The following is a 19,035-nucleotide window of genomic DNA, read 5'->3' on the forward strand; positions in this document are numbered from 1 at the left end:
ATGAATATCGACTGGGAGAAGCTCCGCCACAAGTAACGGAGCTAACAGGAGACCAGCAGATCATTTTGGAGGTATTGGGTGAGCGCTATCGGCAAATTTATTCCTAAATCAGGTGCGGAATGTCGGAGATACAACTATTCTGACGATTAAGCACGTAAGGTGCAATGAACAATATGGCTTGCTCTGTGCTTATTACGCTTGATGTGAATAGCATACCGCCTCTCTCATTGGGAGAGGATCAGGGTGAGGGAAAGTAACCGTTGGGTGTCATCAACAGGGAGAACTGCACCGCTATAAATCAGTTGTCGAAATCCCACTGTATGGGCAGCTCAAGATCGAAAAGGGCCGTAGGTTTGATTAGCGAAGCGTAATCAGACGCTCGCGAAAACCGGCTTCCACTGTCTCGCTGCGACCCCTCTTATCTTCCTTTATTCCAATCACCACGGTGCCGATGGCGTGGACGATTACGCTGCGCTAATCGACCCTACGCCTTCCTGCTCGCTAAGCTTAAAGAGAGCAGCACAGTGCCAGGAGGCCAATCATGGAGATCGACAAAGCCATCGGACTGATCGAGGCCCACGGGGTCTTTCACGGGGATCACTACAGCTTCAACAGCGGCGAGTTCGTGCAGTGGTGCCAGGAGGATACCGTAACCGTTCACCGAGAGTGGCTTGACAGGAAAAATGAGACGATCGTCTCTTGATCGCAATCAGCCTGTTGCATGATCCCGCCCGTATTGCATGCTTGCTGGCATGACCAAAAAGCTCTCGACACCAGCGGTTAACGCTCTGACTATCGAACAGGCCCACGAGCTGATATACAAGCTCCTGGACCGTATCACCGAGTTGGAGGAGCGCCTTAATCAACACAGCGGCAACTCCTCCAGGCCGCCCTCCAGTGATGGCCCTGGCAGCACAACCGGCCAGGCCGCGTCCGGCTTCCGGTAAAAAACGCGGTGCACAGCCTGGCCACAAAGGGCAGCGGCGGATGCGCCATGAGCCATGCGCACGATGCCCGTCTGTCCGTGGAAGCTCACTACCCGGCATCGGATTGCCCCTGCTGTGGTGGCAACGTGCTGGCGCATGACAAACCTTATCGAGCGCATCAGGTGTTTGACCTACCAGAGGTGAGCTACTTCGTTACCGAGCATCAGCTGTTTCGCGCCACCTGTACCCGGTGCATTCACACGGTGGATGCCGCACTGCCTGACTCGGTCAGCGACACCCAGATGGGCCCGAATCGGCTCAGCTATATCGCGCTGCAAAGTGGTCAGTTCCATCAGAGTGTCACCCAGATACAGCAGCAGCTTAAGCAACACTTTGGTCTGGGTTTTAGTCGCGGGGCCATCAGCGAAGCACAAGGACGGGTCAGTGCCATGCTGACGCCCACTCACCAAGCTATCAAGCAGCAGGTCCAGTCGGCCTCACTTATCCACGCCGACGAGACCCACCATCAACGGGGCGGCGAGCGGCGCTGGATGTGGATGGCACTGAGCAAGATAGCGGTTTGCTTCATGACCGCCTACGGCCGTGGTATCGACGCAGCCAAGCGCCTGCTGGGGTCAGAGCTGGTCGGCGTGCTGGTGACGGACCAGTATGCTGGCTACCGGTTTGTCGATTCGAGTCAGCGCCAACTCTGTTGGGCCCATGTGCTGCGCAACGTGGTTGCCGTCGCCCAAAGTGGCGAGCAGGTTAATCAGTCCATCGGTGCCAGGCTGGTGCTGCTGGCCAACAGTGTGTTTCGGGTTCGCCATCGCTATGAGACTGGCACCTTGAGCAAGGTGTGCTATCAGCACCGACTCAGGCGCTATCGGCAGAGCTGGTTAAAGCAGTTAGCGCAAGGACGGCTGCTCTGCTCGAAGCGCTATCGGGGGCGCTGCGAGTGGCTCATCAAGGATGACGAGATGCTGTGGCGGTTTATGAGTGATGACGATATTCCGCTGACGAATAATGAGGCCGAGCGCGCGCTGCGCGGCTATGTGCTGTGGCGCAAAGGGAGCTACGGCGTGTGCTCACATCGTGGGGAGGTAACTGTTCACCCAGATGGCATTGACAGGAAAAAGTGAGACGATCATCCCTTGATCCACTGTTGCCCCTTGCCTGATCCCGCCAGCTTGGCACCATCACGTCATGAGCAAACCCATTACGCCACCACCCGGCCTGCCGCTGACCCTCGAGCAAGCCAACGAGCTGATTTACAAGCTGATGGCGCGCATCGCCGAGCTTGAAGACCGCCTCAACCAAAACAGCAATAACTCCTCCAAGCCCCCCTCCACTGATGGCTCGGGGACCCCGCCTGCGCGCAAGCGCCCCGCTTCCGGCAAGGCTCGTGGTGCCCAGCCTGGCCACAAGGGGCAGCGGCGTGAACGTCATCCTGAGGACGACCGACTGACGGCAATACCACACTATCCTGCCCGGCAGTGCGCCTGCTGTGGTGAGCAGGTGGTGTCCCATGACAAGCCCTACCGGGTTCATCAGGTGTTTGACCTGCCCGAGGTCAGCTATGTGGTGACAGAGCATCAGCTGTATCGGGGCACCTGCCGTGGGTGCGTCACCACCAGTGAAGCAGCCCTGCCCGATACGGTGAGCCACAGCCAGATGGGGGCTAATCTGCTGAGCTATATCGCTTTGCAGAGTGGTCAGTTCCACCAGAGCATCAGCAAGATACAGCAGCAGCTCAAGCAGCACTTCGGTTTGAGCTTTAGCCGAGGCGCCATCAGTGAAGCACAAGGCCGGGTCAGCGCCATGCTCACCCCGACCCACCAAGCCATCAAACAGCAAGTGCAGTCTGCCGCCATCATCCATGCCGATGAAACCCGGCACCAGCGGGGCGGTGAGCGACGCTGGATGTGGCTGGCCCTGAGCAAGGTCGCGGTCTGCTTCATGACGGCGTTTGGCCGCGGTCAGGAGGCAGCGAAGCGGTTGCTGGGCAGTGAGCTTGATGGGGTGCTGGTGACCGACCAGTATGCGGGATACCGCTTCATCGACAGCGCCCAGCGCCAACTGTGCTGGGCGCATGTGCTGCGCAACGTGGCGGCGATTGCCGAGAGTAGCGACGCCGTCAACCAGCCTATCGGAGCCCGGCTGGTACTGCTGGCTGACACGGTGTTCAGAACCCGGCATGGCTATGAACAAGGCTGCTTAAGCCGGGAGCAGTACCAGCGAAGGTTGCAGCGATGTCGGCAAAGCTGGCGAAGGCAGCTGGAGCGGGGCAGTGTACTGTACTGTGTTCCAAGCGCTACCGTGGGCGCTGCCAGTTACTGCTCAAGGACGATGAGATGCTATGGCGTTTTATGGAAAACGACGAGATAGCGCTGACCAACAATGAAGCGGAGCGGGCGCTGCGTGGCTATGTGCTGTGGCGCAAGGGAAGCTATGGCGTCTGGTCGCATCGAGGCGAGCAGTTCAGGCAGCGTATCCTATCGTTGGTGGAGACGGCCAAGCGATTGGGCCGCTGCCCGCAGGAGTGGCTGAGGGCAGTTGTCAGGTCCTGCATCGAGAAAACCGACTACCCGTTCCCGGAGGAGTTGGTGCTGTCAACACCGTCCCGGTGAACGGTTACGAGGATACCCACCAGACCCTCAGCCTGGAGCAGGCCAATCACGATCTGGCGCCCTTCTGCATCCGGGTCGGTTACGCCGAGCCGGTCCGGTCGTGGCGTTACTATCTTACCTGAGCTCACCCGAGGGGTGACGCAGAGGGCGGGACGAGCCGCGCGATGCGGTGAGTCAGTAACAAAGGAGCCGGCAAGGCTCCTTTCTTGTGATGGGCAGGGCGAAGGCGGGGAGTGGCCCTAGTTGTCGACGTTCCAGGCAATGGGCAGCTCAAGATCGAATATCAGCTGATCCCCGTCGAGGGTAAAGGCCAGGCTGGTCTGGTGCTGGTCGTATTCATCGATAAGACGGCAGCTCTCGGCGAAGTTGGATTCGTAGCTGAGGCGCGCACTGCCGCCGGTGTTAGCCCCGTCGAGTTCCACCCCCAGTACCCGCAGCGGGTCTTTCTGACTGAGCTTGACCCGGCTGTCCCCCACGTCCACCAGCCGCTCCAGCAGGGGGAAGAAGTCCTGCTTGTTCGCCTCGATGGCCCGAGTGATGGCCTGCTCCAGCTCGGCGCGGCTGGCAAGGGGGCCATCCAGCGTGTAGCGGGTCTGTATCCTCTCCTGGGTCATGCTCTCTACCTCTCTGGTGTTGCCGGCGGGGGCCTTAGTCCTGGCTGTGATGGGGCGCTCAGGCGGGAATGCGGCCATTGCGCACCAGGGCCCGGCGGATGTTCTTGCACATCTTGCCGAAGTTGTAGAGCTCGTCGAAGGTGGGCAGGATGCCGCGATCGATCTGATATTGCCAGTAGCAGAGGTCCGTATCCACCAGCTCCATCAGCTTCTTGGGGCAGCCGATGCAGGTGTTGTCAGGTCCGCACTTGAAGGTATCCGGCTGATAGAGCGGAAACTCCGCCTTCACGGCGTCGATGATCTGTTGCATCGCGGTGATCCTGTCGGGCTTTCTGCTCACGGCCTTGCTCCCCGGCTCTGGTATGGGGGAGTGATTATATCCCTGTCAAAAATGTGGCCAATGACGCTTACGGGGTAGTTTTCTGCCGAGATCGGTGTTCACGGCCAGGGCTTGTGTTGAAAACGGGGCGCTGGATAGCACAACGCCCGGCAAGCCGGGCGTTGGAATACGCAGAAGGGAAAGGCCCGTCATCAGAAGTCGTGGTAGAGGGGCCAGCCGAGCAGGGGATGCTTGAGACCGGCGCGCATCTCCATGTTGTCGAGCTTCTCCGGGGAGGCGTCCTCTTTTTGCAGCTGCTGGTACTGGCGCACAAACCCCAGGGTGTGCAGCAGGTTCGGCACGAAGCCCGGGCTCAGCTCCTGGCGCAGGGCCGCGGCCATGTCGGCGGGCAGCTCACTCAGCATCAGGGCGAGCTGGGTGGCCAGATGGTCGGTGTCGAACCAGGCCTCGTCGAGGGCAATCTCTCGCGCCAGTCGGCGTTTGAGATCCTGCTTCACCTTGAGGGGGGCGGCGCCGCTGCCCTTGCCGCAGAGGATGCGATAGAGCAGCGCCTCGGCCAACTTGTCCTCCATGGTGGGGTGGTCGCTCTCGCTGGCGAAGAAGTGCTGGTCGATCAGCCCCATCAGGCGGCTCTTGTTGTGCTCGGTCAGTGCCTTCTCGTACTCCTGCCACCCTTGCCACTCCTCAATGTCGGGGGGGCTCGAGATCTTGTCCAGCAGGCGCGCATCCACGTCACCGTAGAGGCTGTTGCCAGCCTGCTTGGGGCTGACGGTGATGAGCATGGACCAGCCCTTCTGGAACGGCTTGATGGGGCCTTCCGGCGCCAGCAAGAGCGCCAGCGCCTTGGCCGGATCCCGCTGGGAGAGCTCCTGCAACCCCAGGCTCACCACGCCGATGACGTCGTGGGCGGCCTGCTCCAGCAGGTGCATCTTGTACTTGTTGTAGTACTTGTCGGCGAATTTCAGGCTCATCAGCACCGCCTTGCCCTTGATGGCGGCGAGCTGCTGCTGACTCAAGAGTTCATTGTCGCGGCCAAAGCGCAGCACCTGGGTGAGATAGGGGCCCTGGTTGGCATCGCGAATGACTAACTGCATGAATGGGCTCCTTAATCCAGAAAGCTGAACATGTCGTCGACGTCGCCGTACTCGTCTTCCTCGACCTTGTTCTTCTCTTTGGCCTGCATCACCAGCTCGGCGGCAAACTTGTTGATAATGCCGTCCCAGGTGGAGTGCTCATTGCGCAGCAGCGACTTGATGGACTTCTCCACCTCGGGGGCCAGCTCGCGGATCAGCATCAAGAGGCTGCGCGGGTCGTCCAGGGCGTAGTCGTGGACATCCTCGCTCTGCTGGCGTTCGCTGTAGCGCAGGGACTCTTCGAGATCTTCCTCTTCGGCGTGCAGCACGTCGCGATAGCCTTCCTCCTCTTCATAGCGATCGCCGCGATAGAACTCGATAAAGGGGATGGCGAGGTAGAAGAGACCGGCCGGATCCTCGGCCACGCACTCGAGGATCTCCCGCTGCTTGGCTTCGCTCTCCTGGGTGCGGATCAGGTAGTTGAGGAAGTCGAAGGTGTGCTGTTGCAGCTCGTCGGCGTTGTTCTTGATCGCCTCTTCCCAGTAGAGGGGCTGCTGGCAGACGATGTCGCGGATCCGCTCCGGGGTCATCAGCTCGGAGATGATGGAGGGGAAGGAGATGTCGTGCTGGCCGTTGATCTGGGTCAGGGTAACGATATCAATATTTTCAATGACTTCCACCAGCTGGTCGTCAGACATGGTCTTGGCGATCAGCTCGAACTTCTCGCTGGCCTGCTTCGGCTCGATGACGGCCAGCTCTTTGATCTCGATGGCGGTAATTTCTATCAGACTGTTGCTCATGCCTTGCCCCAATTAGAAACGGACTTCGTCGTACATATCCTGCTCGCCCTGGTCGTCGCCATAGCGATCGCGGCGGCCGCCGCCGTGGTAGTCGGCGTCGGCATCTTCCCCGTCTTCCTCTTCTTCGTCCCGCAACTCATAGTCGTCATCACCGCGGTGGCTGCCGCGCGGCAGCGGGTTGTCGAGCAAGAACAGCACGGCGCAGGCTTCCATCAGCTGATCTTCGCTCTGGGCCCGCACCGCCTTGACCAGCGGCAGGATGGCGTTGTTGAAACCGACGCTCACCTTGAACTCGTCCCAGGAGGGCTGCTCGCCGCTGGCGAGCCACTTGTTCCACTGCGACTTGGCCTTGGGCGGGAACTGCACCCGGCCATAGAGGGCAAGCGGCAGGTATTCGGGCATGAACTCCAGCATGCTCATGTCGGCCAGCAGCAGGGTCTTCATCTGGTCGGTGAACTGCTCGAGACCCTTGGGGTCGTCCTGATCCCGGTAGGATTCGATGTTCTCGCTGGCATCGCTTTGCAGGGCCTTGAGCCGTGCCTGGTCCCATTTTTTTTGCATAGTCGCTCTTCTTGCCTGGTGGCTCAGGGGTAGAACTGGTCCCACATCTCCTGCATGGCAGCAGCGGGATCGGTCACGATGACGTTGTTGAAATCCTTGATAAAGGCGGCCCGCTGTTTCGGATCGGACAGCACTTCATAAGCCTGCTTTACCTGGTGCAGCCGGGCGGCTGCCTGCTCTTTCTCTTCTTCGGTGGCCCCAAGCAGCTTGTCGGGGTGGTACTGGTTTGACAGCCGTCGATAGGCTTTCTTGATGTCGTTTTCACTGGCGTTGGACTTGACGCCCAACACCCGGAAGTAGTTGTTCATGACGGATCCTGCCTCACTGGCATCGTGGAATACACTCTGCGGGGGCCTGGTGACGGGAAGGTGGCAAACCAGGCTCGGCAAAAACCGGTGATTTTAACGGAAATCGCCCTCCATCGCCATGAATAGGAAGAAAAGTAACCAGGGGAAAGTGCATCGGGTGCACTTTGCGATCTGCCTCCCGGTGGGTGACTGCCTCGGGACGGCCTTGTTGCTCAAATCGGGGAACTATCTGTCATCTCGGTGATCTGATCCTGTAGCGCAGTCTCCGAGAGCATCAGATGGGCAAGTCCAAGCACAAGATCAGCAACTGGCAGCAGTACAACCAAGCCTTGGTGCAACGCGGTTCGTTGACCATCTGGATGGACGAACAAGCCATTAAGCAGTGGCATTGCCTGGTCCACCATGGCCGCCGAGGGAGAGGTTTCCACTACAGTGACACCGCCATTGAGACGGCCCTGATGCTAAAAGGCTTGTTCAAGTTGCCGCTGCGGGCGCTAGAAGGCTTCATTAACTCGTTGTTCCAACTGATGGCGGTGCCTTTGCAGTCGCCGGACTATAGCTGTATCAGCAAGCGCGCCAAGACCGTCGACATCAAGTACCGCCTCCCCAGCCAAGGCCCGGTGGCTCACTTGGTCATTGATGCCACCGGCCTCAAGGTCTATGGCGAAGGCGAATGGAAAATTCGCAAACACGGCAAGGAGAAGCGACGAGTGTGGCGCAAGCTCCACTTGGCGGTGGATGCCACAACCCATGCGGTCATCGCTGCCGAAGTCAGCCTGGAGACGGTGGCGGATAACGAGGTGTTACCGACGTTGCTCAACCCCTTACGACGCAAGATAAAACAGGTCAGCGCCGATGGTGCGTATGACACCAAGGCCTGTCATGCGCTACTGAAGAAGAAGGGGGCGAAAGCCACCATACCGCCGAGAAAAAATGCGGCACCGTGGGAGGAAGACCATCCCCGCAACGAGGCGGTGACGGCGCTCAAGGCCGGTGAACTGAAGCAATGGAAGAAAGACTCCGGCTATCACCAGCGCTCGATAGCCGAGACCGCCATGTACCGGTTCAAGCAACTCATCGGGCCAACGCTGAGCCTGCGGAACTACAACGCCCAGGTGGGCGAAATCCTGGCTGGCGTGAAGGTGATGAACAAGCTGATAGGGCTTGGTATGCCTGTTCGCCAGCCAGTGAATTGAGTGGTATCAACGGGTTGGGGAACGGCCATCCAGCGACGGATTTGATCAACAACGCCCCTCGGGACTACACTACAGGAGGCGCCAGGCGTTGCCCTGGCGATCTTCAGCAGGACTCGGCCATACCGAGATCCTTACCAAGGAATGAACAGCCATGCTCAAATTTTATCTTCTGCCTATGGTACTGCTTGGCGGCTTCGCCATCGCCGCCGATGAGAGCATCGATGAGCCCTTGATGTTCATCAAGGGAGACATCACCAAGGCCCAGTTCATGGAAAGAGCCGAGCAGCGTTTCGCCCGGCAGGACAGCGACAAGGATGGCACCTTGTCGGTGGCCGAGAGAGAGGCCGCCATGGCCAGGATGCAAGAGGCAATGCAGCAGTCAGGCAAGGCCATGCCGGGCAAGATGGGGAACATGGGCAACATGGGCAACATGGGCAACATGGGCAACATGAGGCCGATGCAGGACACCACCAAGGCGCAGTTCATGGCGCGCCATGAGGCCCTCTTCACCCGGATGGACAAGAACGGGGACGGGGTGCTCGACGAGGCTGAGCGAGCCAGTGTCAGGGGGCGGCTCGGGCAGGGAGCCATGGCGCCCGCGCAATAGGGCGGCTAGCCAGTCTCCAGATGAAAAAGAGCCCGGTAGCGATACCGGGCTCTTTGTTGTCTTGGCATGGCGTGCGGGGTTACCTGCGGGCCCACAGCAGCCGCAGCCTGAGTCCCCAGGCGCTGCTCCAGCCGGTGGTGCTGCTCACCAGAGCCCCATCCTTGATGACGAGGAAGGTCGGCGTCACCCCCACCTGCCAGCGGGCGGCCAGATCCCCGGACTCGTCGTTGTGGGTGGGGAAGGTCAGCCCCTTCTTCGCCATCCCGGCGCGCAACTGGTCATCGCTGCCGGAGCGCAGTGCCACCGTCAGCACATTTTCACCCTCCTGCCAGAGCTGCTCCACCGTGGGAGTGGTGAAGCGGCACACCCCGCACCAGCTGGCCCAGTAGTAGACCAGCAGGGGCTTGCCGCGGCTCTGCTCGGTCAGAGTGGTGGTGGTGCCGTCCTGCAGGGTGAAGGGGGCCTCCATGGCCCCCGCCGGCAGCGTGGGGCTGCGCCACAGATCCACCAGGGTGGTGATGACAAGCGCCATCAGCAGCAGCCAGAGCGCCTCCTTGCCCCAGCGGCGCCAGCGGGGGGCCTTTATGCCTGCATCCTCGGCCATGGCTTAGCTCCGCTTGGCCAGCTCGGCTTTGACCAGCTGCTCCAGCTCGTCATAGGGAATGGCACCTGGCACCAGCTGGTTGCCGATAAGGGTCGCCGGGGTGCCTTGCACGCCGAGCAGGGTGCCGATGCGCAGGCTGTTGCGCAGCTCTTCGGTGGCCTTGCCTGCGGGCTTGAGGGTCAGGTTGTCGGTGGCGGCCAGCGCCTTGTTGATGTCCGTCTCGGTCAGCATCCCCTGCTTGCTCATGAGCTTGTCGTGCAGGGGGAGGAAGCGGGCAGGATCCTGTTGCCACAGGGTCAGGCTGTACTGGGCCGCCTTGGCGGAGGTCTGCCCCTTGAACGGCAGCAGCTTGATCACCAGCCCCAGATCGTCGGGATAGGCCTCGAGCAGCCGGGTCAGCTGGGGATCGAACTGCTTGCAGTAGGGGCAGTTGTAATCGGTGAACAGCACCAGGGTCAGCTTGGGGTGCTTGGCCCCGAGGCGCGGGCTGGTGGCGCTGTTGAACAGCACCTCCTGGTTGCCCTTGATGAAGTCGCCGAGCTGGGCCTGCTGGGTCGCGGCGTTCTGCTTCTCCCAGGACTCAGCGGCCTCGTCCAGGATCTTCGGGTTCTGCACCAGAGTCTCACGAATGAGCTCCTTGATGCGGGCCTCCTGCTCCGGGGTGAAGGGGGCGGCGTGCAGCAATGGGGCGCTCAGGCCGCCGGCAACCAGGGCGGTACACAGGGTCAGGGTACGCAGGTTCATGGCATTCTCCTTAGAAATGGGGGCCGGGCTGGACGAGGCCGGCCTTGTTCAAGACGTCGAGCAGCGCTGCCTTGTCCAGCAGGGGGGAGAGGGTCTCCCCCCGGGGCAGGCCGGGCCCGTAGATCTGGTTGAAGGGGACGGCGGCGGCGCCGCGCTGGCGCAGGAAGGCGGCGATGGCATCACTCGGCCTGCTCCAGTCGCCGCGCAGGGCCACCACGTCCGGGGCGGACAGGGCCTCCTGCACCTCGCCCTGCAGCAGCACGTTGTATTTATTGGCCTTGCAGGTGACGCACCAGTCGGCGGTGACATCCACGAAGACCCGCTGGTGCCGAGCCAGGGCGTCGGCGATGGCCTGTTCGGAGAGGGGCTGCCAGGCGACTCTGTCTATGCTGCCCGACCCCTGCGCCGTGAGGGCGCCCCCCAGCAGCAGGGCGCCGCCGATGAGTGCCGAGAGGGAGAGGGCCAGCGTGAAACCACACAGACCATAACGCCAGAGGATGCCCATCAGCAGCACCAGCACCATGGCGGCCATCAGCCAGCCGGTGGCCGTGCTGCCCAGATGGTTGCCAAGCAGGCTCGCCAGCCAGAGGCTGGAGCCCAGCATCATCAGGCCGAGCAGGATGCGCAGTCGCCCCATCCAGCGCCCCGGTTTGGGCAGCCAGAGGGCAAGGCGCGGCAGGGCCGCCACCAGCAGCCAGGGCAGGCTCATGCCAAGGCCGAGGGCCGTGAAGATGAGCCAGAGCTGGCCGAGGGGCGCCGCCAGTGCAAAGGCCACCGCGGTGCCGAGGAAGGGGGCCGAGCAGGGGGTCGCGAGCAGGGTGGCGAAGCTCCCCTGCAGGAAGTGACCGCCGAGCCCCTTGCCGCCGCGGGTGGCGAGGCGAGTGTTGAGATTGCTGGGCAACCTTATCTCGAACAAGCCCAGCAGGTTGGCGCAAAACAGCAGGGTCACCGCCACCATGAAGCCGATGAAACCGGCGCTCTGGAACTGGATCCCCCAGCCGACGGCTCCCTGAGTCGCGCGCAGCAGGCTGCTCATGGCTGCCAGCACCCAGAAGGAGGTGATTATCCCGGCGCTGGCGGCGAGGAACTGCTTGCGCACGCCTCCTTGTTCGCGCCCCTGCTGCTGCAACACGGTGCCGAGTTTCAGGGCCAGCACCGGCAGCACGCAGGGCATCAGGTTGAGGATGAGACCGCCGAGCAGCGCCGCCCCCAGCAGCCAGATGAGAGGCTGGCCTGGGGCTGGCAAGGTGAGGGGCCCGGCGATGGTGGCGCGGGTCTGCCAGGCCTGCTCGCCGCAGGTGAGCAGCAGGCCGAGGGATTGACCACGCAAGTCAGGGGCATCCCCCTGCCAGCCGTCGCTGACCGGCACCCGGGCAATCAGGGTGGTGCCGTTCACCTCGAGCGCGGGCTTGCCGAACTCGGCCCCCTCCAGCGCATCGATGAAGAGCGCAGGCTCCTGCCACCCCTCGACCCGCTCGGCCCGCAGTTGCAGCAGGTTGTGCTGGTAGCCGAGCTCGACCCGGGTGTCGGCGGGCAGCGTCTGTGGCAGGGTGCTCATGGCCCGGGCCCAGGCGAAGTCGAAACCGGCCGGCGCCTGCCCATCCGCCGCCAGGGTGAAGGGGTAGTCGGTCAGGATGCAGACATTGCTGCAGGTGGAGAGGCGCAAGGTGCCCTTGAGCGGCTGCCCGGCCGGGTAGCCCAGGCTCAGGGGGAAGCGTACCTGCTCCTGATAGCCCTGGGTGTTGAGCCCGGCCACCTCGAAGGGACGCGGCGTGGGCCAGTGCCACTGGAAGTCGCCGACCGGCTCATCCCACAGGATCTGGGGCGCTATGCCCCCTTCACCCGGGCTGTGCCAGTAGGTCTTCCAGCCTGACGCCAGCTGGACATCGAGCAGGATGCGGGTCTGATCCGGGACGCTGCGGTCGGCTTGCAGCCTGACCTTGGCGTGACTGTTCTGGGGGCGGGTGAGCCACCCCGTATCGCTGGCCAATCCGCTGGATTGCCACAGCAGGCTGCCCAGTAGCAGGGCCGCCTTGAAGAGATTCGACATGTGTTGGGTCTCGCAAAAAAATGAGTGACAGCAGGCTGAAAAAGCGCGGCTGAACTTATTCCCGCCAGACGCAGAGGGTGAGGTGCAGTCGCCGCTCTGGCGGCGAGACATTGATGGGGGGAGGCAGTGCCGGCGCGCGCCGTGACAGGGGCACCAGCAGGGCAATCACGAAGGCGATGGCGAAGAAGAGTTGCTCCACGCACAGCAGACTGGCGGCGCTCAGCCACTTGCCGTTGAGCTGGCAGCTATTGGGCTGCACACTGGCGGGCGTGCCCTTGTCGGCCTGGTCGTCGGCTGAGGCGAACTGGGGCAGGGTCTGGCAACTCACGGCGTGATCGAGCAGGGCGAGGCGGGCCAGCGGCTGGGCCGCGCAATTGAGCACCAGCAGGCAGACCAGCAGCAGGAGTCGTGTCGCCGCGCGTTGTTGCAAAACCATGTTCGCCCCGTTCATCAAGATGGCCACATCCTAGCGGGCAATGGCGGGTGGGGCAAGCCGGGGTGACCGGTGGCGTCCGGGGCTGGTCGGTTCTGTCTGGCGAACGCTTGTTCGCTAAAAGGGGGACCAGTATACTGCGCCGAGTCAAATTCCGAGGTGTTCGATGCTCAAACTTGCCCGTGTGCTGCTGCTGGCACTGCTGCTCGTCTTCTGGTTCCTGTTCGGCCTGTTGCTTTGTCTGGTGCGCCCGCGCCACCCGAACAACGTCTATGTCTTCGCCCGCATGTATCATGCGGTCTGCCCGCTGATCGGCCTCAAGGTCCGGGTGACGGTGGCCGACGAGGTCAAATCGGTGGGGCCTGCGGTCTACGTCTGCAATCACCAGAGCAACTACGACATCTTCACCGTGACCGGCGCCGTGCAGCCCGGCGTGGTGGCGGTGGGCAAGAAGAGCCTGCTGTGGCTCCCCTTCTTCGGTCTCATCTTCTGGCTCTCCGGCAACGTGCTGATCGACCGCTCCAACCGCTCCCGCGCCATCGGCACCATCGGCCAGGTGGTGGATCGCATCAAGCATCGCGGCACCTCCATCTGGATGTTCCCGGAGGGGACCCGCTCCCAGGGGCGTGGTCTGCTGCCGTTCAAGGCGGGGGCCTTCCACACTGCCGTCCAGGCCGAGGTGCCCGTGGTGCCCATCGTCTGCTCCAGCTACTTCGGTCAGGTCGATCTCAACCGCTGGGACAACGGCGAGGTGCTGCTGGAAGTGATGGCCCCGGTGTGCAGCAAGGAGCACGGCGCCGCCGGCATCCGCGAGCTCTCCGACACCTGCCGGGAGAAGATGGAAGCCAAGCTGGCGGAGCTGGATGGCAAGCTCGGCCATCGGCCGGCGGCCTGAGCCCGGTTGCAGAGAAGAGAGGGAGCCGCTGGCTCCCTTTTTTATTGGTGAAAATCACCATCTTGTTGGTTTTTTTCACCACGCTGTATCCGGTGAACATCCATCGTTAACTTTCATCTAATTGTAAATAAAGGAAAAAACATTCTGGCACGGCTCTTGTAGTGTCATGGGAAGAGAGTGACACCCCATCAACAAGGAGCCAGACCATGAGCGTATTCAGCCGCCTGACCGACGTGATCAATGCCAACCTGCACAGCCTGCTCGACAAGAGCGAAGAGCCGGAGAAGATGCTGCGGCTGATGATCGAGGAGATGGAGCAGGTCCAGGTCGAGATGAGAACCCAGGCCGCCCGCGTCATCGCCGAACAGAAACAGCTGGAGCGCCATCAGCAGGCGCTGCGCAACCAGATCCAGGAGTGGGCAGCCAAGGCCGAACTCGCCATCCAGAAGGGCCGCGAAGATCTGGCCCGTGCCGCCCTCACCGAGAAGCTGGCGGAGATGAAGCAGTGCGAGCGGCTGGAAGAGGACAAGGCGCGGGTGGCCGAAGTGCTTGCCCAGCTCACCGCCGACAGCGAGCGACTGGCGGCCAAGCTGACCGAGGCGCGGGAGAAGCAGAAGATGCTGACCCTGCGCGAGCAGACCGCCCACAGCCGCATCCGCGCCCGTGCCCAGGTGGACAACCAGCGCATGCACGAGCTGGTGGCCCGTTTCGACGGCTTCCAGAACCGGGTCGATCAGCTGGAGGCCCAGCTGGAGGCGGCGACCCTGGGGCAGAATCCCTCCCTCGAGGCCCAGTTCCGCGAGCTGGAGCTGAACGACGAGATTGAGCGGGAACTGGCCCGGCTCAAGGGTCAGAAGGTGGAGGCATAACCATGACACCCTGGCCCAAGGATCTCGCCCATCGCAAGCTGACCGGGGTCTGCGCCGGTCTTGCCAGAGGGCTGGGGGTGTCCAGAGTGACGGTGCGGGTGGTGGCCCTGCTCGCCCTGATCCTGATGCCACCGCTGGCCCTGGCGCTCTATCTGGTGGGGGTGCTCGTCATGCCTCCCCGCCGTGAACTTCAACGCTGGCTGGGGTGATCTCCGGATCGCCCCGTCGGCAAGTGCAAGCCCGTGAGGAGCACAACATGCTGGAATTTATCGTCTTGATCCTGGTGCTGATCGGCATGGCGCTGACCGGATTCACCGTGCTGGCCATGCTGCTGGTGAGCGGGGTCTTCGTGCTGTTTGGCGCCCTGGCCGGCATGTTTGCCCTCATCATCAAGCTGGCGCCCTGGTTGCTGGTGGTGCTGGTGGTGTGCTGGCTACTCAACAACAGGCGCAAGCAGTCGAACACCTACCGTTAAGCCCCCCTGATTTCGCATCCTTCCTTGGTCACTGCTTGCAGTGGCCCTTTTTATGGGGGCGACACAGGGTCGGTGTGCGGGGTGGCAAGCCAGGAAAGGCTCCAGCCGTGCCACAGCGCCGGCTCGTGTACCAGGCGCTCCTTGAACGCCTTGCTCTGCTGCTTGAGGCGGTACTCGAGGCGCAGCGCCTCGGGTTTGCCGGGGACTTCCTGCTGCCATACCAGGGAGAGGGGTCCCTTGCCGCGCAGGGCTCTGGCCCCCTTGCCGCTCTGGTGCTGACGCAGTCGCCGCTCGGGATCCGTGCTGATCCCCGCATAGAGTGCCCCGGTGCCGGTGCGCACCAGATAGACAAACCAGCGGGAGGGAGTGGTGGTGGCGAGGGTCATGAGGTGCGCCACCTGGCCCGCTGGCGCCCAAGCCGGTGCAGGGGCAGCAGGCTCACCAGCAGGCCGGCCCAGACGAAGGCAAAGCCCACGGATTTCACCGGATCCGGGATCTCGCCAAACCAGAAGAGGGCGAGCAGGAAGGCGAGGCTCGGCTCTATGTATTGCAGCAGCCCCACCGTGCTCATGGGCGTGCGCGCCACCGCATAGCAGAACAGCCCCACCGGCAGCAGGGTGGCGGGGGCACTGCCCATCAGCAGCAGTCGCTCGGTCCAGTCACCGGCCATAAACTGGCTGGTGCCCTGCAAGGTCAGCCAGCCGATGATGAGAAGGGCGACGGGCAACTGCACCAGGGACTCCAGATAGAGGCTGGTTCCGGCGTCCAGTCTCACCTTTTTCTTGATGAGGCCGTAGAGGGCGAAGTTGGCCCCCATCACGAGGGAGAACCAGGGCAGCTGGCCGTAGGAGAAGAGCATATAGGCGAGCCCCGCCAGGGCGAGCGCCACCGCCAGGTGTTTTTGCGGGGTGAGCTTCTCTTTGAGGAAGAGCACCGCAAAAGCGATGTTGAACAGCGGGGTCATGAAGAAGGCGAGGCTGGTGGCCAGCACCTGGCCCGTGGTCAGGCACCAGGTGAACATGCACCAACTGATGGACATCACGGGGCCCGCCAGCAGCACAAGGCCGAGCTGCCGGGGATCGCCGCGCAGGGCCCCCCAGGGCACCCGCTGGCCGAGGAGCAGAAGCAGGCCTCCCAGCAGCACCACGGACCAGAGCACCCGGTGGGAAAGCAGTTCCCACATGTTGATCTCGGGCATGAACTGGTAATAGAGGGGCAGCATGCCCCACAGCACGAATGAGAGGGCCGCGCTGCCGGTGCCCATCCAGTTCTTCATCTCTCTCCGTTTATTAAACTAAACAATGGCGGCTGCATGATAAGTATCCGCCGCCCCTTTCACAAGCGGGAGCGGGGAGAAAACTCTGGTACTATCTGGCCCATGAACCGACTCGATCCCCTGTTTGAACAGATCCGGGCCTGCCGCCTGTGCGAGGCCCACCTGCCGCTCGGCCCAAGGCCGGTGATCCGCGGCAACGAGCGCGCCCGTCTGCTCATCATCGGCCAGGCCCCTGGCACCCGGGTACACGCCAGCGGCATCCCCTGGGACGATCCCTCCGGCGATCGGCTGCGCTTGTGGCTCGGGGTGGACAAGGCCACCTTTTACGATGAATCCCGCATCGCCATCATGCCCATGGGGCTCTGTTACCCCGGCAGGGGCAAGTCGGGGGATCTGCCGCCGCGCCCGGAATGTGCCCCCACCTGGCACGACAAGGTACTGATGCTGCTGCCCAACATCGAGCTGACCCTGCTCATCGGCCAGTATGCGCAGGCTTACTACCTGAGGGCGGCGGCGAAAGGATCGCTCACCGAGACGGTGCGACACTGGGCGGACTATGGCCCGGCCTGGTTGCCGCTGCCGCACCCGTCCCCGCGCAACACCCTCTGGCTCAGGAAGAACCCCTGGTTCGAGCAGGCAGTGATCCCCCATCTGCAGCAGAGGGTCGCCCCCCTGCTTGACCCGGCAGGCTAGAGCGCCGGCTCGGCCTGGGGCTTGGGCTTGCTGCGGGCCATGGCGACCAGCGGCAGTATGATGCACAGGCACCCCAACAGCAGCGGCAGCCCCGGCTGTTCGTCAAACAGCCAGACCCCGATGGCGACCGCCATCAGCAGCCCGGTGTACTCCGCCGAGGCGATCTTGCTCGCCTCCGCCTTGCGATAGGCCATCACGCACAGCCCCGCGTAGACCATGATGAGCGCCGAGGAGCCGAAGGCGGGCCACCACATCTGCCATTGCCACTCGCCCCCTTCCCACCAGGCCAGCGCCAGGATGAAGGGCATGCTCAGCACATTGGTGAAAAACAGGGTCTGGGCGATGGGCTGCTGGAGCGGGATGCGCTTGATCAGCAGGTTGTTGACCGCCAGAGAGAGCGCCACCCCGAGCGCCGCCAGGGCGGCCCAGTTTACCTCGGTCGGGCGCAGCACGATGAGCACCCCGACGAAGCCGAGCAGCGCCGTCAGCACCTTCTGGCGCGAGAGTGCCTCCCCCGCCAGCCAGACCGCGAGCGGCACCATCAGCAGCGGGGCGGCATAGAAGAGGGCGTTGGCGGTGGCGAGCGGCAGTCGGGTGAGGGCGACCACCATCAGGCAGACGCCGACGGCCCAGATGTGGGCCCGCAGCAGGTGCCACTTGAGGGCTACCGGCGGGTTGCGCCGCCAGGACCAGAGCAGCCAGGGGGTGAGCAACAGGGCCGCGGAGAGCTGGCGGAAAAAGACAAACTGGAAAATGGGCTGGTCCGGCTCCAGCACCTTGACCAGGGCATCGGAGAAGACCGCCACCATGTTGCCGAGCACCAGATAGAGGATGCCTATCCCGACTGCATTCATACCACCTCCAGATTCAGATGAGGGGAGGGTAGCCCGCGGCCTGTTATCCAGTAAAATGATAAAAAATCATCACGCATGAGAAATTTGGATAATGAAGCTGCCCCCCCTGCGCGCCGTTCAATATTTCGAGGTGGTTGCCCGCCTGCTGAGTTTTTCCCGCGCCGCCCTGGAGCTCAATGTCAGCCAGAGTGCGGTCAGTCACCAGATCCGTCTGCTGGAGGATTTTCTGGGGGAGCGGCTGCTGCTGCGCCAGGGGCGGCTGCTCTCCCTGACGCCCCAGGGGGAGATCTATTTCGAGGGGATCGCCGCCGGGCTGGTCCAGATTGCCCAGAGCAGCGAGCAGTTGCGCGGTGGCGGCGAGATGCGGGTGCGGCTCGCGGTCTACAGCTCCTTTGCGGTGAAGTGGCTGATACCGCGCCTGGCCGGGCTGCGCCAGCTCTATCCCGAGCTGGATCTCAGCCTGGAGATGGTGGCGGAAGATCCCGAGCTCTCCGACAGGGTGGCGGACGGTTTCATCACCGTCTCCCCCGAAGGGCCGGGTTACATGCACGATCTGCTCTATCGGGAGCGGCTGATGCCGGTGTGCAGTCGGCGGATGTGGCAGCAGGTGGAAGGGGAGTGGCCCGCCACCCTGTGGCAGTTGCCGCTGCTCTCCATCCAGGCTATCTACCGCGAGAAGGGGGAAGATTGGCGGCGCTGGGCCGAAATGGGGGGACTGACCATTCCCCCCGAGGCGAGAGTGCACCATTTCAGCCATATCCTGCTCGCGCTGGAGGCGGCGAACTGGGACCAGGGAATGGCGCTCATCAATGACTACATGTTGCAGCCGGAGGATCCGCGTCTGGTGCGGCTGCCCCTGCACGCCCTCGAGACCGGCGACAACTTCTATTTCGTCTTCAAGCGCTCGCGTGCCCATGAACCCGCCATCAGCCGGTTGCGTCAGTGGCTGTGGCAGGAGTCGCAGGCGAGCCTGAGACCCGGGGAAAACGAGCCTCTCAGGCGTGTCTGAACGGGCTGGGGGCCCTATGCAGAATGGACGGCGCAGCCCACGACGAAGGTGTCTGATTCGGGAGGCCTGATGGCACTGGCG

At 62.8% G+C, this 19,035-nt stretch carries 23 protein-coding genes and 2 pseudogenes; 12 read left to right on the forward strand and 13 right to left on the reverse strand.

Annotated features, from left to right (window positions below):
- Nucleotides 1-541: 541 nt before the first annotated feature.
- The 4 genes and pseudogenes from HKD46_RS17875 (at nt 542) to HKD46_RS21485 (ending at nt 3,675) form a co-directional block, all read left to right on the forward strand.
- On the forward strand, nt 542-703 hold the full coding sequence (locus HKD46_RS17875; RefSeq protein ID WP_171865755.1) for a hypothetical protein: 162 nt from the start codon (nt 542-544) through the stop codon (nt 701-703).
- Between the two features lie 49 nt (nt 704-752).
- A pseudogene (gene tnpC / locus HKD46_RS17880) lies at nt 753-2,029 on the forward strand (IS66 family transposase); the annotation flags it as partial.
- A gap of 100 nt (nt 2,030-2,129) precedes the next feature.
- Nucleotides 2,130-3,553, forward strand: a pseudogene (locus HKD46_RS17885) (IS66-like element ISAs21 family transposase).
- Entirely contained in the window at nt 3,550-3,675 is a 126-nt protein-coding gene (locus HKD46_RS21485) for a hypothetical protein (RefSeq protein ID WP_260395816.1), read from the forward strand. The pseudogene HKD46_RS17885 and the gene HKD46_RS21485 overlap by 4 nt, the downstream one beginning before the upstream one ends.
- A gap of 117 nt (nt 3,676-3,792) precedes the next feature.
- Here the strand turns inward: HKD46_RS21485 and HKD46_RS17890 are convergent, their stop codons facing one another.
- The 6 genes from HKD46_RS17890 to HKD46_RS17915 form a co-directional block, all read right to left on the reverse strand.
- Nucleotides 3,793-4,167, reverse strand: a complete 375-nt coding sequence (locus HKD46_RS17890) for a hypothetical protein (RefSeq protein WP_052814374.1) — start codon at nt 4,165-4,167, stop codon at nt 3,793-3,795.
- Nucleotides 4,168-4,225: 58 nt separating this feature from the next.
- Complete coding sequence (locus HKD46_RS17895) at nt 4,226-4,477, reverse strand: hypothetical protein (RefSeq protein ID WP_052814375.1); 252 nt, start codon at nt 4,475-4,477, stop codon at nt 4,226-4,228.
- A gap of 221 nt (nt 4,478-4,698) precedes the next feature.
- Nucleotides 4,699-5,601, reverse strand: a complete 903-nt coding sequence (locus HKD46_RS17900) for a hypothetical protein (protein WP_052814376.1) — start codon at nt 5,599-5,601, stop codon at nt 4,699-4,701.
- A gap of 11 nt (nt 5,602-5,612) precedes the next feature.
- Complete coding sequence (locus HKD46_RS17905; RefSeq protein WP_171865756.1) at nt 5,613-6,380, reverse strand: hypothetical protein; 768 nt, start codon at nt 6,378-6,380, stop codon at nt 5,613-5,615.
- 12 nt (nt 6,381-6,392) lie between these two features.
- Nucleotides 6,393-6,941, reverse strand: coding sequence for a hypothetical protein (locus HKD46_RS17910; RefSeq protein ID WP_161470603.1), 549 nt, complete (start codon nt 6,939-6,941; stop codon nt 6,393-6,395).
- A 23-nt stretch (nt 6,942-6,964) separates the two neighbouring features.
- Nucleotides 6,965-7,249, reverse strand: coding sequence for a J domain-containing protein (locus HKD46_RS17915; protein WP_161470602.1), 285 nt, complete (start codon nt 7,247-7,249; stop codon nt 6,965-6,967).
- Nucleotides 7,250-7,527: 278 nt separating this feature from the next.
- Here HKD46_RS17915 and HKD46_RS17920 point away from each other — a divergent pair, with 278 nt between their 5' ends.
- A complete protein-coding gene (locus HKD46_RS17920; RefSeq protein WP_024946304.1) occupies nt 7,528-8,445 on the forward strand; it encodes an IS5 family transposase in 918 nt (305 codons plus the stop codon).
- A 151-nt stretch (nt 8,446-8,596) separates the two neighbouring features.
- Entirely contained in the window at nt 8,597-9,052 is a 456-nt protein-coding gene (locus tag HKD46_RS17925; RefSeq protein WP_161470601.1) for an EF-hand domain-containing protein, read from the forward strand.
- A gap of 79 nt (nt 9,053-9,131) precedes the next feature.
- Here HKD46_RS17925 and HKD46_RS17930 read toward each other — a convergent pair whose 3' ends face one another.
- The 4 genes from HKD46_RS17930 to HKD46_RS17945 are packed head-to-tail and all read right to left on the reverse strand — an operon-like array spanning nt 9,132 to nt 12,886.
- The gene (locus HKD46_RS17930) at nt 9,132-9,656 is read right to left on the reverse strand and encodes a redoxin domain-containing protein (protein WP_171865757.1); all 525 of its coding nucleotides are present in this window, start codon (nt 9,654-9,656) and stop codon (nt 9,132-9,134) included.
- A 3-nt stretch (nt 9,657-9,659) separates the two neighbouring features.
- Nucleotides 9,660-10,400 carry a DsbA family protein gene (locus tag HKD46_RS17935; protein ID WP_052814379.1) on the reverse strand — a complete coding sequence of 247 codons (741 nt, stop codon included), beginning with the start codon at nt 10,398-10,400 and terminating at the stop codon, nt 9,660-9,662.
- A gap of 10 nt (nt 10,401-10,410) precedes the next feature.
- A complete protein-coding gene (locus tag HKD46_RS17940) occupies nt 10,411-12,450 on the reverse strand; it encodes a protein-disulfide reductase DsbD (protein WP_171865758.1) in 2,040 nt (679 codons plus the stop codon).
- Between the two features lie 55 nt (nt 12,451-12,505).
- The gene (locus HKD46_RS17945) at nt 12,506-12,886 is read right to left on the reverse strand and encodes a hypothetical protein (RefSeq protein ID WP_052814424.1); all 381 of its coding nucleotides are present in this window, start codon (nt 12,884-12,886) and stop codon (nt 12,506-12,508) included.
- 163 nt (nt 12,887-13,049) lie between these two features.
- Between HKD46_RS17945 and HKD46_RS17950 the strand changes: the two genes are divergently transcribed.
- From HKD46_RS17950 to pspG, 4 genes are all read left to right on the forward strand, one after another.
- Nucleotides 13,050-13,778: a 1-acylglycerol-3-phosphate O-acyltransferase gene (locus HKD46_RS17950; RefSeq protein WP_039039739.1), complete on the forward strand. Its 729-nt coding sequence runs from the start codon at nt 13,050-13,052 to the stop codon at nt 13,776-13,778.
- A 206-nt stretch (nt 13,779-13,984) separates the two neighbouring features.
- Entirely contained in the window at nt 13,985-14,647 is a 663-nt protein-coding gene (gene pspA, locus HKD46_RS17955) for a phage shock protein PspA (protein ID WP_010672795.1), read from the forward strand.
- Between the two features lie 2 nt (nt 14,648-14,649).
- Entirely contained in the window at nt 14,650-14,856 is a 207-nt protein-coding gene (locus HKD46_RS17960; RefSeq protein WP_010672796.1) for a PspC domain-containing protein, read from the forward strand.
- A gap of 47 nt (nt 14,857-14,903) precedes the next feature.
- Nucleotides 14,904-15,122: an envelope stress response protein PspG gene (gene pspG, locus HKD46_RS17965; RefSeq protein ID WP_052814381.1), complete on the forward strand. Its 219-nt coding sequence runs from the start codon at nt 14,904-14,906 to the stop codon at nt 15,120-15,122.
- Between the two features lie 50 nt (nt 15,123-15,172).
- On the opposite strand, the gene HKD46_RS17970 is transcribed toward pspG, so the two are convergent.
- Together HKD46_RS17970 and rarD are read right to left on the reverse strand one after the other, a co-directional pair.
- Nucleotides 15,173-15,508: a GIY-YIG nuclease family protein gene (locus tag HKD46_RS17970; protein WP_052814382.1), complete on the reverse strand. Its 336-nt coding sequence runs from the start codon at nt 15,506-15,508 to the stop codon at nt 15,173-15,175.
- Nucleotides 15,505-16,398, reverse strand: a complete 894-nt coding sequence (gene rarD / locus HKD46_RS17975; RefSeq protein ID WP_010672799.1) for an EamA family transporter RarD — start codon at nt 16,396-16,398, stop codon at nt 15,505-15,507. Before rarD ends, HKD46_RS17970 begins: the two co-directional genes overlap by 4 nt.
- Before the next feature lie 102 nt (nt 16,399-16,500).
- Here rarD and HKD46_RS17980 point away from each other — a divergent pair, with 102 nt between their 5' ends.
- Nucleotides 16,501-17,091, forward strand: coding sequence for a uracil-DNA glycosylase family protein (locus tag HKD46_RS17980; RefSeq protein ID WP_010672800.1), 591 nt, complete (start codon nt 16,501-16,503; stop codon nt 17,089-17,091).
- On the opposite strand, the gene HKD46_RS17985 is transcribed toward HKD46_RS17980, so the two are convergent.
- Nucleotides 17,088-17,945, reverse strand: a complete 858-nt coding sequence (locus HKD46_RS17985) for a DMT family transporter (RefSeq protein ID WP_041214395.1) — start codon at nt 17,943-17,945, stop codon at nt 17,088-17,090. The two genes, HKD46_RS17980 and HKD46_RS17985, sit on opposite strands and share 4 nt — an antisense overlap.
- 91 nt (nt 17,946-18,036) lie before the next feature.
- Between HKD46_RS17985 and HKD46_RS17990 the strand changes: the two genes are divergently transcribed.
- Nucleotides 18,037-18,954: a LysR substrate-binding domain-containing protein gene (locus HKD46_RS17990; protein WP_042014956.1), complete on the forward strand. Its 918-nt coding sequence runs from the start codon at nt 18,037-18,039 to the stop codon at nt 18,952-18,954.
- Nucleotides 18,955-19,035: the final 81 nt, after the last annotated feature.

The sequence above is a fragment of the Aeromonas sp. TW 6 genome (assembly GCF_013168745.1).
GTDB lineage: Bacteria > Pseudomonadota > Gammaproteobacteria > Enterobacterales > Aeromonadaceae > Aeromonas > Aeromonas caviae.

Bases quoted from the DNA above. Each gene is read 5' to 3' on its own strand.
- HKD46_RS17940 (WP_171865758.1), bottom strand. From the start codon at position 12,450: ATGTCGAATCTCTTCAAGGCGGCCCTGCTACTGGGCAGCCTGCTGTGG.
- HKD46_RS17890 (WP_052814374.1), bottom strand. From the start codon at position 4,167: ATGACCCAGGAGAGGATACAGACCCGCTACACGCTGGATGGCCCCCTT.
- HKD46_RS17970 (WP_052814382.1), bottom strand. From the start codon at position 15,508: ATGACCCTCGCCACCACCACTCCCTCCCGCTGGTTTGTCTATCTGGTG.
- HKD46_RS17930 (WP_171865757.1), bottom strand. From the start codon at position 9,656: ATGGCCGAGGATGCAGGCATAAAGGCCCCCCGCTGGCGCCGCTGGGGC.
- HKD46_RS17910 (WP_161470603.1), bottom strand. From the start codon at position 6,941: ATGCAAAAAAAATGGGACCAGGCACGGCTCAAGGCCCTGCAAAGCGAT.
- HKD46_RS17875 (WP_171865755.1), top strand. From the start codon at position 542: ATGGAGATCGACAAAGCCATCGGACTGATCGAGGCCCACGGGGTCTTT.
- HKD46_RS17915 (WP_161470602.1), bottom strand. From the start codon at position 7,249: ATGAACAACTACTTCCGGGTGTTGGGCGTCAAGTCCAACGCCAGTGAA.
- HKD46_RS17980 (WP_010672800.1), top strand. From the start codon at position 16,501: ATGAACCGACTCGATCCCCTGTTTGAACAGATCCGGGCCTGCCGCCTG.
- HKD46_RS17935 (WP_052814379.1), bottom strand. From the start codon at position 10,400: ATGAACCTGCGTACCCTGACCCTGTGTACCGCCCTGGTTGCCGGCGGC.
- HKD46_RS17900 (WP_052814376.1), bottom strand. From the start codon at position 5,601: ATGCAGTTAGTCATTCGCGATGCCAACCAGGGCCCCTATCTCACCCAG.
- HKD46_RS17985 (WP_041214395.1), bottom strand. From the start codon at position 17,945: ATGAATGCAGTCGGGATAGGCATCCTCTATCTGGTGCTCGGCAACATG.
- pspG (WP_052814381.1), top strand. From the start codon at position 14,904: ATGCTGGAATTTATCGTCTTGATCCTGGTGCTGATCGGCATGGCGCTG.
- HKD46_RS17950 (WP_039039739.1), top strand. From the start codon at position 13,050: ATGCTCAAACTTGCCCGTGTGCTGCTGCTGGCACTGCTGCTCGTCTTC.
- rarD (WP_010672799.1), bottom strand. From the start codon at position 16,398: ATGAAGAACTGGATGGGCACCGGCAGCGCGGCCCTCTCATTCGTGCTG.
- HKD46_RS17920 (WP_024946304.1), top strand. From the start codon at position 7,528: ATGGGCAAGTCCAAGCACAAGATCAGCAACTGGCAGCAGTACAACCAA.
- HKD46_RS17895 (WP_052814375.1), bottom strand. From the start codon at position 4,477: ATGCAACAGATCATCGACGCCGTGAAGGCGGAGTTTCCGCTCTATCAG.
- HKD46_RS17945 (WP_052814424.1), bottom strand. From the start codon at position 12,886: ATGGTTTTGCAACAACGCGCGGCGACACGACTCCTGCTGCTGGTCTGC.
- pspA (WP_010672795.1), top strand. From the start codon at position 13,985: ATGAGCGTATTCAGCCGCCTGACCGACGTGATCAATGCCAACCTGCAC.
- HKD46_RS17960 (WP_010672796.1), top strand. From the start codon at position 14,650: ATGACACCCTGGCCCAAGGATCTCGCCCATCGCAAGCTGACCGGGGTC.
- HKD46_RS17990 (WP_042014956.1), top strand. From the start codon at position 18,037: ATGAAGCTGCCCCCCCTGCGCGCCGTTCAATATTTCGAGGTGGTTGCC.
- HKD46_RS17905 (WP_171865756.1), bottom strand. From the start codon at position 6,380: ATGAGCAACAGTCTGATAGAAATTACCGCCATCGAGATCAAAGAGCTG.
- HKD46_RS17925 (WP_161470601.1), top strand. From the start codon at position 8,597: ATGCTCAAATTTTATCTTCTGCCTATGGTACTGCTTGGCGGCTTCGCC.